This window comes from Streptomyces sp. NRRL S-340 (genome assembly GCF_000720185.1).
Classification (GTDB): Bacteria; Actinomycetota; Actinomycetes; order Streptomycetales; family Streptomycetaceae; genus Streptomyces.
Genome location: NZ_JOIY01000026.1, coordinates 102,873 through 116,917, shown reverse-complemented (window position 1 = coordinate 116,917; position 14,045 = coordinate 102,873). Strand labels below are relative to the sequence as shown.

At 75.6% G+C, this 14,045-nt stretch carries 6 protein-coding genes and 1 pseudogene; 1 reads left to right on the top strand and 6 read right to left on the bottom strand.

From position 1 onward, the window contains the following. From IG64_RS42315 to IG64_RS21100, 6 genes and pseudogenes are all read right to left on the bottom strand, one after another. Window positions 1-213 (bottom strand): annotated as a pseudogene (locus tag IG64_RS42315) (stress response protein); the annotation flags it as partial. 138 nt (window positions 214-351) lie between these two features. Next, window positions 352-2,271, bottom strand: a complete 1,920-nt coding sequence (locus tag IG64_RS21120) for a serine/threonine-protein kinase (RefSeq protein ID WP_037858489.1) — start codon at window positions 2,269-2,271, stop codon at window positions 352-354. A 93-nt stretch (window positions 2,272-2,364) separates the two neighbouring features. Continuing rightward, window positions 2,365-4,302, bottom strand: coding sequence for a serine/threonine-protein kinase (locus tag IG64_RS21115; protein WP_037858487.1), 1,938 nt, complete (start codon window positions 4,300-4,302; stop codon window positions 2,365-2,367). 145 nt (window positions 4,303-4,447) lie between these two features. Next, window positions 4,448-7,588 (bottom strand): protein kinase, encoded by a 3,141-nt coding sequence (locus tag IG64_RS21110; protein ID WP_037858486.1) that lies wholly within the window; start codon window positions 7,586-7,588, stop codon window positions 4,448-4,450. Window positions 7,589-7,711: 123 nt separating this feature from the next. After that, a complete protein-coding gene (locus tag IG64_RS21105; RefSeq protein ID WP_037858484.1) occupies window positions 7,712-9,922 on the bottom strand; it encodes a serine/threonine-protein kinase in 2,211 nt (736 codons plus the stop codon). Between the two features lie 456 nt (window positions 9,923-10,378). Beyond that, window positions 10,379-12,085 carry a glycerol-3-phosphate dehydrogenase/oxidase gene (locus tag IG64_RS21100; protein WP_037858481.1) on the bottom strand — a complete coding sequence of 569 codons (1,707 nt, stop codon included), beginning with the start codon at window positions 12,083-12,085 and terminating at the stop codon, window positions 10,379-10,381. A gap of 292 nt (window positions 12,086-12,377) precedes the next feature. Here IG64_RS21100 and IG64_RS21095 point away from each other — a divergent pair, with 292 nt between their 5' ends. Beyond that, on the top strand, window positions 12,378-13,586 hold the full coding sequence (locus IG64_RS21095) for a nucleotide sugar dehydrogenase (protein ID WP_037858480.1): 1,209 nt from the start codon (window positions 12,378-12,380) through the stop codon (window positions 13,584-13,586). Window positions 13,587-14,045 lie beyond the last annotated feature (459 nt).

The following is a 14,045-nucleotide window of genomic DNA, read 5'->3' as shown; positions in this document are numbered from 1 at the left end:
GGGCAGGGGCGGGTCGGGGCGGAGGCGCGCGGCGGAGGCGGGCGCGGGGCGGAAGCGCGGCAGGGGCGGGCGCGGGGCGGAAGCGGGCGGCAGGGACGGGCGCAGGGGAAGGCGGGCGGCGGGGGCGGTGCGGGGCGCGGGGCGGGTGGTCCCGTCCGCTGTCCGGACTCCCAGCCGGTCGGCCGCCAGGCCGGCGATCGCCGTCCTCGCCACTCCCGGCCGCGCCCGGCGAGCTGGGGCGGCCGAGGTGGCGGAAGCGGCCGGAGCGGGCGGGCGGCGCCCATGTCTCCACCGCCGGAGCCGGGCGGTCACAGGCCCGTGCCCCACGGGTACGCGCCCGGGGCCGGCCGCTCAGGCGGGCCTGAAGGTGTCGACGGCGACGTCGAAGTACTCCCGGGCCTCCCGCACCTTGCCGACCGGTGCCGACAGCCACACGTCGTACATCCGTCCGTCCTGCTCCCAGCACAGGTCGTAGGTGTGCCGGGCGCCCTCCGCCGCGCTGAAACCGTTCCAGGTGAACTCCCAGAGGGCGGCGGGGTGTCCGCCGTGCGTGGTGGCGGTGACCCGGCCGTCGTGGTAGCCGGGGTTGGTGCGCGGTCCGGCGGTGTCCGCGCGGCGCATCACCGCGAGCGGGCCGCCCGTCTGAGGGCCGGCCGCCTTGATGCCGAGGCGGAAGGCCTGCCCCGGTGACAGGTAGAAGGTCCGCGCGCCCTGCGGCGAGCGCGTGAACCCGTCCGGTACGGCCACCGAGAAGCCGGCCGGGTCCTGCGCCAGGTGGTAGCCCGAGGGGGCGGTGGGACCGCCGGCGGCGCCCGCCTCGGGCCGGGTCCGGGCGGCCGGGTCGCCCGGACCGGCCGGTGCGGTGGAGGAGGGGCCGAAGGGAGCGGTGGAGGACGGACGGCCCGACGCGGCCGGCGACCGGGGCTCCGCCGTGGAGCCGGTCCCGGCCGACGCCCCCGGGGACGTGCCCGCCGGGCCGCCGTCCGGGGCACTCGTGCCGCGTCCCGGTGCCGAACTGGCCGGCGTACCGGAGCCCTTGGGACCGCCGTTCATCAGCAGCGTCGCCGCCGAGACCCCCGCCCCGGCCGTCGCGGCCACCAGCAGCGCGGCGATCAGCACTCCCCGGGTGGAGAGCCGGGCGGGCGGCTGCGCGGCGCCGGTGTCCGGGGCTGGCGCCCCGGAAAACAGAGGGGCCGCAGGCGTGGCGGGAGTCCCCGAGGCCGCAGGTGTCCCCAGCGGCCCGGGCATCGCGGGCGCGGGGGCGGCTTCGGCAGGCCCGGTCCGCCCGCCGAAGCCGGTCCGCCCGCCCCAGCCGGCCGGCCCGGCGAACCAGCGGGGGCGCAGCGGCCGGACCGACCGGTACGGTCCCGGCGCCGGGTGCGGCGGCCCCGGCACGTCACTCTGCGCCGGTGTCCACCGGTCCGACGGCGGGGGCGTACGGCCCGAGTCGAGGAAGGCGCGCAGCATCCGCTCCGCCTCCGCGCTCTCCAGCCGCCGTCGCGGGTCGCGTTCGAGCAGCCCGCGTACGACGGGCAGGATCGGCCCGGCCTGCGCGGGCGGCCGGATCTCGTCGAAGACGACCGCGTGCAGGATCCCGCCCAGCGAGTCGCGCCGGAAGGGCGACTCACCGCTCAGCGCCGTGCACAGCAGCGCGCCCAGCGACCAGAGGTCGGACTGCGGGCCGGTACCGGCGCCGGACATCCGTTCGGGCGCGGTGTACTCCGGGGAGCCGACGAAGGACCCGGTCTCGGTGAGCGTGGTGGCGCCCGCCACCTGGGCGATGCCGAAGTCGGTGAGGACGGCCCGGCCGGTGCCGGACTCCAGCAGGACGTTCGCGGGTTTGATGTCGCGGTGCAGCACCCCGGCCGCGTGCGCCGCGCGCAGAGCGCCCAGCAGGGCGATCCCGACGCGGGCGGCCCCGGCGGCGTCCAGCGGCCCGTCCGCGGCGATCCGGTCGGCGAGCGAGCCGCCCTCGATCAGCTCCATGACGATGTACGGCCGTGCGTCCTGCTCCACGATGTCGTGGACGACGATGACGTGGGGGTGCCGCAACTGGGCGACCGCGCGCGCCTCGCGCAGCGTGCGGTCGCGCAGGTGGCGGGCCTCCTGTGCGGACAGCGTCTCGTCGAACGGGAATTCCTTGACCGCGACCCGCCGGCCCAGCAGCTGGTCGGTCGCCCGCCACACGACGCCCATGCCGCCGCGCCCGATCCGTGCCTGAAGGCGGTAACGGCCCGCGATCACACGGCAGTCGGCCCCCTCGGTCCCCATGCGCCCCATGATGCCGCATCGGACGGCCCGGTTCCGGGGCGCCGACCGGCCAAGCAGGGGGCTTCATCAGGCCTTTCTGCCCGGTCCGCGGGGTCAGCCGGAGGTGGGCCGCCAGCTCTGGAGCACCGACTTGAACTGACTGCGCGTGACCGGCCAGCTCGCCTCGGGCGAGGACATGTAGATCGCGTACTCGACGTTGTCGCGGGAGAAGTACGTCTCCTCGATGGCGTGCCGCGGGCCCGGATAGGGCGTGTCCTTGGGCAGTGCCGTCCAGGTGTACTCCCACAGCGAGGCGGGACGGTCCCGGAAGGTCTCGGACCGCAGCGTCACCTGGTGGTAGTCGACCAGGCGCCGCAACTGCTTCTCCAGGTCGACCTGGTGGTCGTGCGCGCTGGGGAACTGCGGCGAGTCGGAGACGGCGATGCGTATGAAGTGCCTGCCGCCGTCGGGGGTGTAGTCGACCTGGCGGAGCGCCTCGTTGGACACCACCCGCTGCCAGTTCGGGCCGGGCAGGCCGATGCTGAACCCGTAGGGGTCCTTGACCCGCGTCCAGCCGGCCGGGAGGCTGTCCGCCGCGCCGCCCTTGGGCTTCCCGGACTTGCCGGACTTCCCCGTCCTCGTGGGACCGGGCGAGGGGGACGTCTGCGCGGGCGCGGACGCGGAGGGGCCGGCGTCCTGCCGGTCGCCCGGGCCCCACTTCTGCAGCACCACCGCGGTGCCGCCGCCGACGACCGCGGCGAGGACCACCACGAGGGCGATGTTGCGCAGCCTGCGGCGCCGGGCCCGGGCGCCGCCGTTCCCCGTGCCGTGGCCGGGGCCCACGACGGTCGCGCCGGTCCCGGGCGGGTGCGGTCCGGCCCCCGGGGCGGGGACCTGCCCCTGAGCGGCGGAGGCTGCCGGGTCGAAGGCCGGGGCACCGCCCGGTACGCCACCGGGCTGCCCACCCTCCCCGAAGGGGGCGGCGCCGTAGGGGTTCCCGGCCGCGCCGTGCTGTCCCGCGGTTCCGTACGCTCCGGCCGCGCCGTGCTGACCGGCGGTCCCGTACGGCCCGGTCCCGTCGTGGCCGCCGGTCGCTCCCTGCCGGGTCGTGCCGTGCTGACCCGTGGTGCCGTGCTGACCGGTCGTGCCGTGCTGTCCGGTGGTCCCGTGCTGCCCCGTCCCCGGGTGGTAGCCGGACTGCTGGGTGGTCGGGACGTACGCCTGTGCGTGACTCGGCCGCCGCCCCTCCGCGGCCTCCGCGAGCATCAGTTCGGCCGCCGCCGCGTCCGGCCGGGCGGCCGGGTCCTTGCGCAGCAGTGCGGCGATGACCGGCGTGAGCGGACCGGCGTGGGTCGTCTCACGGGGCTCTTCGTCGACGACCGCCTGCATGGTGGTCAGCGGGGAGGTGCGGCGGAACGGCGACAGGCCCTCCACCGCCGTGTACAGCGTGGCGCCCAGCGCCCACAGGTCGGAGGCCGGGCCCGGGTCGTGGCCGCGGACCCGCTCGGGGGCGAGGTAGTCGACCGAGCCGACGACCTCGCCGGTGCGGGTGATGGTGGTGTCGCCCTCGATCTGGGCGATGCCGAAGTCGGTGAGCAGGACCCGGCCGTCCTGGGAGAGCAGGACGTTGCCGGGCTTGACGTCACGGTGCAGGACACCGGCCGCGTGCGCGGCGCACAGGGCGCGCAGCACCCACAGCCCGACGCGGGCGGCCTCGGCCGGTTCCAGCCGGCCCTGCTCCTTGACCGCGTCCGCCAGCGACTGGCCCTCGACCAGCTCCATCACGATCCACGGGCGGCCGTCGTGTTCGAGCACGTCGTGCACGGTGACCACGGCGGAGTGGTTGATCCGTGCCGCCGCGCGCGCCTCGGCCCGGGTGCGTGCCAGGAGGACCGCCTGGTCGCTCTCCGAGACGTAGAGCGCGGCGGTCAACTCCTTTATCGCCACGGCCCGGTGCAGCACCTCGTCGTGCGCGCGCCAGACCCGGCCCATGCCGCCGCTGCCGATCGAGTCGGCGAGCCGGTAGCGTCCGGCGAGCAGCTGGCCCTGCATCTGATTCACGTTTCCCCGCAATGTTCTTGACAGAGCCAGCGTAGGGACCGGCCCTCCGGCAGGGAACCGGCGGGGGTGCCAAGAAACCGCACTGTGACAGTTGTCGCTTCCCGGGGTTGGGGGGAACTGGCGCGTCGCCTGGGGTTCACCCGGTGTACCGGTACGTCGCCGACGCCTGGTCGTAGAGCTTGCTCACCTGGTCCCGCTGGGACTCCGGGCCCCGCACCTGCACCACGTGGTAGCGGCCGTCGAGCAGGACGGCGAGGTTGCGCACGAACAGCTGCCGGCCGCCCGCGCCGCTCCAGGTGAACTGCCCCTCGGCCATGGTCTTCCCGCCCACCTGGATGGTCCGCATCCCGGACGAGGTGGCCCAGCTGGAGTCGCGGTAACCCTGCAGTTCGCGCTCCGACTCCCGCTGGTACACCATCGGGTCGCTGCCGAAGCGGGCCGCGCTGTCCCGGCCGGGCACCACGATCAGCTCGAAGTCCCCGTGCGCGTACACCACCTGGCCCAGGCTGTTCCTCGGCGTGCGGCTCCAGCCGTTCGCGACGGCGATCCGGAACCCGGCGGCGTCCTTGCGCAGGGTGAAGCCGCCGGGCACACCGGCGCCGGTGGTCTGCGTCTCGGCCGCGCCGGACGACCGCGAGGGGCTGCCGCCGTCCGCCGTGCTCCGGCCGGTCCCGGGCGCGCCGCTCGCGTCGGAGCCGCCCGAGGACTCCGGCGGCGGACTCTCCCGTCCCGCGGCGCCCGTACGGTCACCGCCGGGTCTGCCGCCGTCGCCTGAACGGCCGGACTTCGGCATGAACAGCATCGCGTACGCGACCGCCGCGGCCAGCAGGACCAGCACCAGCAGGAGCAGGAGCCGCCCCAGGCTGCGCGGTGAACGGGCCTCCTGTCCGGCCCGCTTGTGCCGCCCGTGGTGGGCGGGCAGCGCAGCGCGCCGTCTGCGCACCAGCTCGCCGCGGCGGCGCACGATCGGCAGCCGGGCAGGGTCGGCGGGCGGTGCGGCCACCACGTGCGCCCCCGCCTCCGGCTCGGGCGCGGACCGCACCAGCGAGCGCAGCCAGCCGCCCAGTTCCTCGAAGCCGAGCCGGTCGGTGGGGTCCTGACGCAGCAGCGACTCCACCACCGGACGCAGCGGACCGCACTCCTCCGCGAAGGCGGGCGGTTCGGCGCACACCATCTGCACCAGCTCGGCGGTCGACTCCTCCGGGTAGGGAGCATGCCCCTGCACCGCCCGGAAGAGCAGCGCGCCCAGCGCCCACAGGTCGGTGGCGGGCCCGATCGGCGCGGCCAGCTGCCAGTTCGCGTGGACCGGCCCGGCCTGCTCGGGCGCCCAGCGCTCGGTCACCGGTCCCACCACGGTCATCCGCGCCTGCCGCGCCCGCTCGGCGGCCAGCGCGGTCCCGGGCCCCCGCCGTACGGCGGCCCCGCCGCCCCCGGTGGAGCAGCCGTCCCAGCGGGCGGCGGGGGAGGTGTCGGCGCCGCCCGCGGCTGCACCGGTGGGCAGGTCGCCGGGGGGCGGGGCGACGGCGGGCGGGTGGACGGCGGGCCGTCCTCCGGCCGGCCGGTCCGCGACGGCCGGGCCCAGGGCGGGCGGCTCGAAGACGGAACGGGCCGGGCCGGACGCGCCCGGCCCGGCGCCCTCGGGGCCGGCCGCCGGGAGAGCCGTACGTCCCTGCGCATCGCTCCCGCGGTCCACGGCGGCCGTCCTGCCGTCCTCGGCGCCCTCCGGCCGCGGCGCGGCTCCGCCCCAGGGCGCGGCCCGTACACCGTAGGGATCGGCGATCTGACCGGGCGGCACGCCGCGCCCCGCACCCCCGTCCGGCGTCCGGGCACCGGGCAGAGCGCCGTGACCCCCCGGGTTCTCGGCGGGCGGGCGGGCACCGGGCAGAGCGCCGTCCCCTCCCGGGTACCCGGCGGGCGGACGGGTGCCGGGCAGCGCACCCTGCCCCTGGTCCTCGGCGGACGGGCGGGCGCCGGGCAGGGCGGTGCGTGCGCTCTGCTGCGCCTCCTGGACGCGGGCCGCCGCTCGCGCGCCCGCGCGGTACGCGGCGATCGCCCCGGCGCGTGCCGCCCTGATGTCGTCGCCGGTCTCCGGCGTGCGCCGCACCAGCGCTCCCGCCGCCCCCGCGCCGCTGTCCTCTCCTCCGGGCAGCGGCAGCGCCCCCGCCGCCCGCGCCTCGATCGCGGCCCGCCGGGCCGCCTCGGGGTCGGCGGCGGACTCCGGCCCGCCAAAGCCCCGCGCGCCACCGGCCCCACCCGCACCCGGGCCGCCCGCACCGCTCGGACCGGGGCCGTCGGCACCACCGGCGCCACTCGCACCCCGGCCACCCGCGCCACTCGCCCCGCCCGGAGCATCCGTCCTGCCCCACCCGCGCCCGGGACCGCCGTGCCCCGCAGCGCCGCCGGAACCCTCACCGACCGCGGCGGCCGCCGGTGCACCGCCCGAGAACGCGCCGCCGGGCCCGCCGTCCCGCCCGCCGTACGGTCCGGGCTCTGCGCGCGGACCCACCGCCGGGTGCGGGGCCGCCCCCGCCGCGTCGGCCGGTCCGCCGAGTACGCCGGGTGCGTCGGCCTCGTCGTCCGGTGCGGGGACCGGGTCGTACCCGCACAGCGCCTCCTCCGCGGCACCGACCGCGAGGCCGGTCAGCATCACCCGGCCGTCGTCGCAGACCATCACCGTGCGGGAGGTGATGTTGCGGTGCACCCAGCCGTGGCCGTGCAGGACCCGGAGCGCCATGAGTATGTCGGAGGCCACCTCGGCCGCACGGTAGGGCGTCAGCGGCCGCTCGGCCAGCAGTGCCGCCAGCGGGCGCGCGGCGACCAGCTCACTGGCGATCCACAGCGAGCCGCCCTCCGCGAACACGTCGAAGACCTGGTCGAGCCGGGGATGGTCGGGGATCCGCGCGGCGGCCTGCGCGGCCTCGACCGCGCGCCGTACCGCCGGGTCGGCGGGCAGCCGCGTGGCCCCGGAGTCCGCGCGGGAGCCGCGCGCCGGGGGCACGCCCCACCCCGTACGCCCCCCAGAGGTGCCGGGGCCCGCGGGCTCCCCCGGTCCCCCGGGCCCGCGGAAGGCGCCGTCGCGGGCCGTGAACCCTTCCGGCAGCCCGTCCGCGTCCAGTACCTCCGCCTCGACGACCTCGGGCAACGGCACCTGGCGCAGCAGGACTTCCTGTCCGCTGTACGTGTCGAAGGCCCGCGTCTCGGTGAGTTCGTACGCGTCGGACGGGGGCAGCGGCAACCGGTAGCGGTCGGCGAGAACCCGGCCCGCGTAGTCGTCCACGTTGCCTCCCCCGGCCGCACGTTCGGTCAGATGCGTTCGCCACGCGTCCCGTTCCCGGTGCTCACGGTCCGCAACCACTCACGATACGTGCCGGAGGCAACCCGCAAGAGGGGAAGCCGGATCTCACTTGGGTTCGAACGTCTTCGCCAGCGTCCGCCAGGTGTTCCTGCGCAGGTCGCTGTCCCACTTGTCGGCCTTCGCCGTGTACATGAGGGCGTAGCCGAGGTGGTCGCCGACGACGAAACCGCGGTCCACCGTGCGGTACTTGGTGCCGTCCTCGGTGTAGGTGAACTCCCAGTCCGCGGCGTTCCACCCCCGGTAGCCCACCTTCTCGATGCGGACGCGGTGGTAGTCGGAGCGCCGCATGTAGTCCTCCTGGCTCTGCCAGTCGGCCACGGGGTCGTCCTTCGGCGTCGACGTCCAGGCGACGAGCAGCTTCTGCCCGTCCGGACCGGTGAAACGAGCACCCGAGGACCCGGTGGTCGTGTACTTCCAGCCCTTGGGCAGCCCGATGGAGAAGCCCTGGTCCCCCTTGTACGTGGTGGCCGCGCCGTCGTCACCGGAACCGTGGCCGGAGTCCGCTCCGGAGCCGGTGTCCGAGGTGCCGGAGGCGTCGCCGCCCGGTGTGCCGGTGCCCTGGCCCGCGGTCCGCGAGCCGTCCGTGGCCGTCGCCGAACCGGTCTGCTTGCCGTCCGTCCCCCGGGCGTTGCCCTTGCCCTGCCCGGCCGCCGCGCTCCCGGTGGCCGTCGCCCCGGCCGACGTACCGGCGCCGCCGCTCTTGGAGTCCTTGTCGTCGTTGCCGCTGAAGGCGATGGTCAGCACCGTGGCGATCACGGCGAGCACCACGACCACGGCGATGATCACCAGGGTCCGCCTGGGCACCACGTCCGTGAGCGGCGCCCTGGGCACCGGACGCGGGGGCAGGTCCAGGTCCGGCGGCGGTACCACGGGCCAGCCGCCACCGGCGCGCCCGGCCTGCGTACCGCCCGCCGCCGCACCGGTCCCCTGGCCGGCCCCGGCCGCGCCCCCGCTCCCGGTTCCCTTGCCGCCGCCGGCCGTGCCCGTGGCGTTCCCGGCCGCCGCTGCGCCGGCACCGCCCGCGACGGAACCGCCCGCGGTGCCCGCCCCGCCGGCCGCGCGGCCCACGGCAGCCGCCCCCGAGGCCGCCGTGCCGGGGCCGTCCGCCGTCTGCTTGGTACGGGACGCGGCGCCCGAGGCCGCCGTCCCGGCCGCCTTGCGCACGGACCGCAGCGCACCGCGCAGCCGGTCGGCCGCCTCCTCGCCCCGCTTGCCTCCCGCGCCGGAACCGGAACCGGAGCGGGAACCGGAAGCGGAGCCGGAATCAGCGCCTGCCGCCGACCCGGACTTCTTCGTACCGCCCTTGCCCGACCGCCGGTCCGGCTGCACGGGCAGCGGTACGACCTTCGTCGCATCCGCTGGGGGCTCCGGCTCCGCCGCCGCCCCGCGCTCGGGCGCCCTGATGACGGCGTTGAGCATCGCGCGGGCGCCCGCGTCGTCGAGACGCTTCTCCGGGTCCTTGTTGAGCAGGCCGAAGATGACGTCCCGCAGCGGCCCCGCGTTCTTGGGTTCCTCCAGGGGCTCGGTCATCACCGCGGTCAGCGTGGCGATGGCCGACCCCTTGTCGTACGGCGGGGAGCCTTCCACCGCCGCGTACAGCAGGCCGCCGAGCGACCACAGGTCGGCCGCCGGGCCGGGCTTGTGGCCGCGGGCCCGCTCCGGGGAGATGTAGGACGGCGCGCCGACGAGCATGCCGGTCGAGGTGATGGACGGGTCGCCCTCGACCTGGGCGATGCCGAAGTCGGTGAGCACGACCCGGCCGTCCTCCGCGATGAGCACGTTGGAGGGCTTCACGTCGCGGTGCAGGATGCCCTGACGGTGCGCGGAACGCAGCACGTCGAGGACGGCGAGCCCGACCTCGGCGGCCCGCCGCGGCTCCAGCAGGCCGTCCTCGCGGATCACTTCGGCCAGGGACTTGCCCTCGACCAGTTCCATGACGATCCACGGCCGGTCGTCCTCGTCGACCACGTCGAAGACGGTCACCGCGCTGGTGTTGCGGATGCGCGCGATGGCCTTGGCCTCACGCAGCGTCCGCGTGATCAGGCGCCGCTTCTCCTCCTCGTCGATGTTCGACGGGAACCGCAGTTCCTTGACGGCGACCGTCCGCCCCAGGGTCTCGTCCTCGGCCCGCCACACCGTGCCCATGCCGCCGCGGCCGAGCACGTCTCCCAGCCGGTACCGCCCGGCGAGAAGACGCTCGCTGTTGTCCTGACGAGTGTCCTGACGGGATGCCCCCGCCCGCTCCGCCTCCGACATGCGTCCCCTCATGCAACCCGCCCTGACAGAGGCTCCATTGTCCCTCACCCGACAAGTGCTCGACGCCCAGGGTGCCCTGTGCGGACACCCCGGGGCGCGGCGGACCCACCGCTGAACAGCGCGTGTGACACGGTGTGATGACGGCCGGTGACGAAACCCTTCTGCGTCGCCCCCTTCTCTCCCGCTTCCTCCCCTCTCCTCCCCGGGCGGCCTCACGAACCGCCCCGCAACCTGCGTACGAACCACCGGGGGCCCGCACCCGGGACCTGCGTACGCACCACCGCGCGAACCGCACCCGAACCACCCGGGACCCGCATCCGGGGCCCGCGTACGCACCGCTCCGGGCCCCGCCTCCCGACCGCCTCCCAGACCCGCTCTCGAATCACCCCGAACCCCCTCCCGGCCAGGCCGCGGAGTCACCCGGAGGCCTCCGGGCCCGGTCCCCGGCGGCACCGCCTACAGCGGCACGATGTCCGGCGCCCCCAGCCGTGCCGCGTCGGCCGTCAGGTCGTCGGGCTGGCGCTGCGACTCCCGCTCCGCCTCGACCCGCTTCTGGTAGTGCTCCACCTCGCGTGCGATCTGGTCCTCGTCCCAGCCCAGGACCGGCGCCATCAGCTCGGCGGCCTCGCGCGCGCTGCGCGTGCCCCGGTCGAAGGTCTCGATGGATATGCGGGTGCGCCGGGTCAGCACGTCGTCCAGGTGCCGGGCCCCCTCGTGGGAGGCGGCGTAGACGACCTCGGCGCGCAGGTAGTCGTCCGCGGCCTTCAGCGGCGCGCCGAGGGAGGGGTCCGCGGCGATGAGGTCGAGGACTTCCCGCGCCGCCGTCCCGTACCGGTTCAGCAGGTGCTCGACGCGCACCACGTGGATCCCGGTCTCGGCGGCGATGCGCGCCCGCGCGTTCCACAGCGCCTGGTAGCCCTCCGCGCCGAACAGCGGGGTCTCCTCGGTGACGCAGTCGGCGACGCGCATGTCCAGGCCGTGCACCGCCTCGTCGACGGCGTCCTTGGCCATCACCCGGTAGGTGGTGTACTTGCCGCCCGCGACGACCACGAGCCCCGGCACCGGGTGCGCCACGGTGTGCTCGCGCGAGAGCTTGCTGGTGGCGTCGGACTCGCCGGCCAGCAGGGGCCGCAGGCCCGCGTAGACGCCCTCCACGTCGTCGCGGGTCAGCGGCACCGCGAGCACCGAGTTGACGTGCTCCAGGAGGTAGTCGATGTCGGCGCTGGAGGCGGCCGGGTGGGCCTTGTCCAGGTCCCAGTCGGTGTCGGTGGTGCCGATGATCCAGTGCCGCCCCCAGGGGATGACGAACAGGACGGACTTCTCGGTGCGCAGGATCAAACCGGTGGAGGAGTGGATGCGGTCCTTGGGCACGACGAGGTGGATGCCCTTGGATGCGCGGACGTGGAACTGGCCGCGCTCGCCCACCATCGCCTGCGTGTCGTCCGTCCACACCCCGGTCGCATTGACGACCTGCTGGGCGCGGACCTCGTACTCGTCGCCGCCCTCGACGTCCTGCACCCGCGCACCGACCACGCGCTCGCCCTCGCGCAGGAACCCGGTGACCCGCGCGCGGTTGGCGGCCAGCGCGCCGTAGGACACGGCGGTGCGCACCAGGGTCGCCACGAAGCGGGCGTCGTCCATCTGGGCGTCGTAGTACTGCAGGGCGCCGACCAGGGCGTCCTTCTTCAGGCAGGGGGCCACGCGCAGGGCGTGACGGCGGCTCAGGTGGCGGTGCAGGGGCAGTCCGCGGCCGTGGCCGCGGGCCATCGACATGCCGTCGTAGAGCGCGACGCCCGAGCCCGCGTACAGCCGCTCCCAGCCGGTGTGCTGGAGCGGGTACAGGAACGGCACCGGCTTGACCAGGTGCGGAGCCAGCCGCTCCAGCAGCAGGCCGCGTTCCTTCAGCGCCTCGCGCACCAGGGCGAAGTCGAGCATCTCCAGGTAGCGCAGACCGCCGTGAATCAGTTTGCTGGACCGGCTGGAGGTGCCGGACGCCCAGTCGCGTGCCTCGACGATGCCGGTGGACAGGCCGCGCGTCACCGCGTCCAGGGCCGTGCCCGCACCCACCACGCCGCCACCCACGACCAGAATGTCCAGCTCACGCTCGGCCATTGCCGCCAGTGACTCGGCGCGCTGCGCCGGCCCCAGTGTCGCTGTCCTCACCGCTGCCTCCCGCTCTCGGTCGAGCCGGCCGCACCCGTCGGGCGAAGCCCCGTCCCATCCGTCTCCAGTACCCCTCGCGTTCTCCCCTGCCCAAATTCTGACCGGGTTGCCCGTCTTCAGCCACCAGTCGCCCCCAGCCTGTGGACAACTCCCACCGGTTCACCCAGAAACACGCTGGTCAATCCCGCAAAACGGTCATATTTACTCCTAGTCTGACATTGCTCTCGCTCGTCCTGTCCACCGGACTTGCGTGCCCGCACCACCTCGGTTATTGGGAAGGACGGCCCACGCCATGCCCGCAGATCTCGCCGTCATCGGACTCGGTCCTCTCGGCCTGCCCCTGGCCCAGGCCGCCGTCGCCGCCGGTGTCCCCACGCTCGGGTACCGCATCGGGGAGGAACCCGGCTCGCTCAGCGCCGCCGAACTGCGCCGGATGCTCTCGGGGGGCTTCCGGCCGGCCACCAACCCCGCCGAGCTGGGCCGGGTGCGCACCGCCGTGATCTGCGCGCCCACCCCGCGCGGCGCCGACGGCGGGTTCGACCTGGGGCAGGTGGAGACCGCCGCCCGCGCCCTCGCCGGACACCTGCGCCCGCACACCACGGTGATCCTGGAGTCACCCGTCCACCCCGGGACCACGGACGCCTTCCTGCGCCCGCTCCTGGAGGAGGGCTCCGGCCTCCTCGCCGGCCGCGACTTCCACCTCGCCTACTCCCCCAGCCGCGTCGACCCCGGCAACCGCGACATCACCCCGGCCAACACGCCGAAGGTGATCGGCGGCCTCACCCCGGCCTGCACCGAGTCCGCCGCCGCCTTCTACGGCCGCCTCACCGACAAGGTGGTCCGCGCGCGCGGACTGCGCGAGGCGGAGACGGTCCACCTCCTGGAGACCAACTACCGGCACGTCAACATCGCCCTCGTCAACGAGATGGCCGTGCTCTGCCACGACCTCGGCGTCGACCTGTGGGACGTGGTGCGCTGCGCCGAGACCAAGCCGTTCGGCTTCCAGGCCTTCCGGCCCGGCCCCGGCGTGGGCGGCCCCGGCCTGCCCCAGGACATGTCCGGCACGGCCGGCCGCGGCCTGCGCATGGTGGAACTCGCCCAGCAGGTCAACAGCCGCATGCCCCGCTACGTCGTCCAGCGCGCCGCCGCCCTGCTCAACGAGCACGGCAAGTCGGCGCGCGGCGCCCGCGTCCTCCTCCTGGGCGTCACCTACAAGCCCGACCTCGCCGACCTCCAGGGCACCCCCGCCGAGGAGATCGCCGACCGCCTGACGGGCCTGGGCGCCTGCGTCAGCTACCACGACCCGTACGTGCACGCCTGGAGCGTCCAGGACCGCCCCGTCCCGCGCGCGGACGCCCTCTACGAAGCGGTGGCCGACGCCGACCTGACGATCCTGCTCCAGCACCACCGGACGTACGACCTGCAAGGCCTGTCGGTGAAGGCCCAACTGCTCCTGGACACCCGCGGCGCGGCCCCGCTGGGGGCGGCGCACCGGTTGTGAAAGGGGGCGCGCGGGGGCCCGGCGGCCGGAAGCGGTGAAAGCGGTGAAAGCGGACGAGTCCCGCCGCTGCCGTATGAGACGGAACCCACCGCAGGGGCCACTGCGGCAGGCCCCAGACGGATCACGGAGTGTCCGCCCCCAGCTTGTGCGGGGCGGCCGCTCACCATCCGTGAATCCGCGAGATCCACCTCCTCCGGCACTTCACCAGCCGAAGCCGGATGTGGTCCCGGCGGGTGGGCTCGCGGTGACGGCCCATGGGTGCGCCCCCTTCCACGATGCCACCCAGCGGCCCGGTGAACGGCGCGTCGGAGATCGGGCCGGGCCCCGAGGGCGGGGTCCGGATCGTGTCCTTGGAAGGGGGCGTCCCGGACGACCGGGTCGCCGATCACGGACGTCACCGGCCCGACACGCCCGTCCCCGGCGCATTCGCCCCGAACGCAACCATGCGCCCCCACCTCA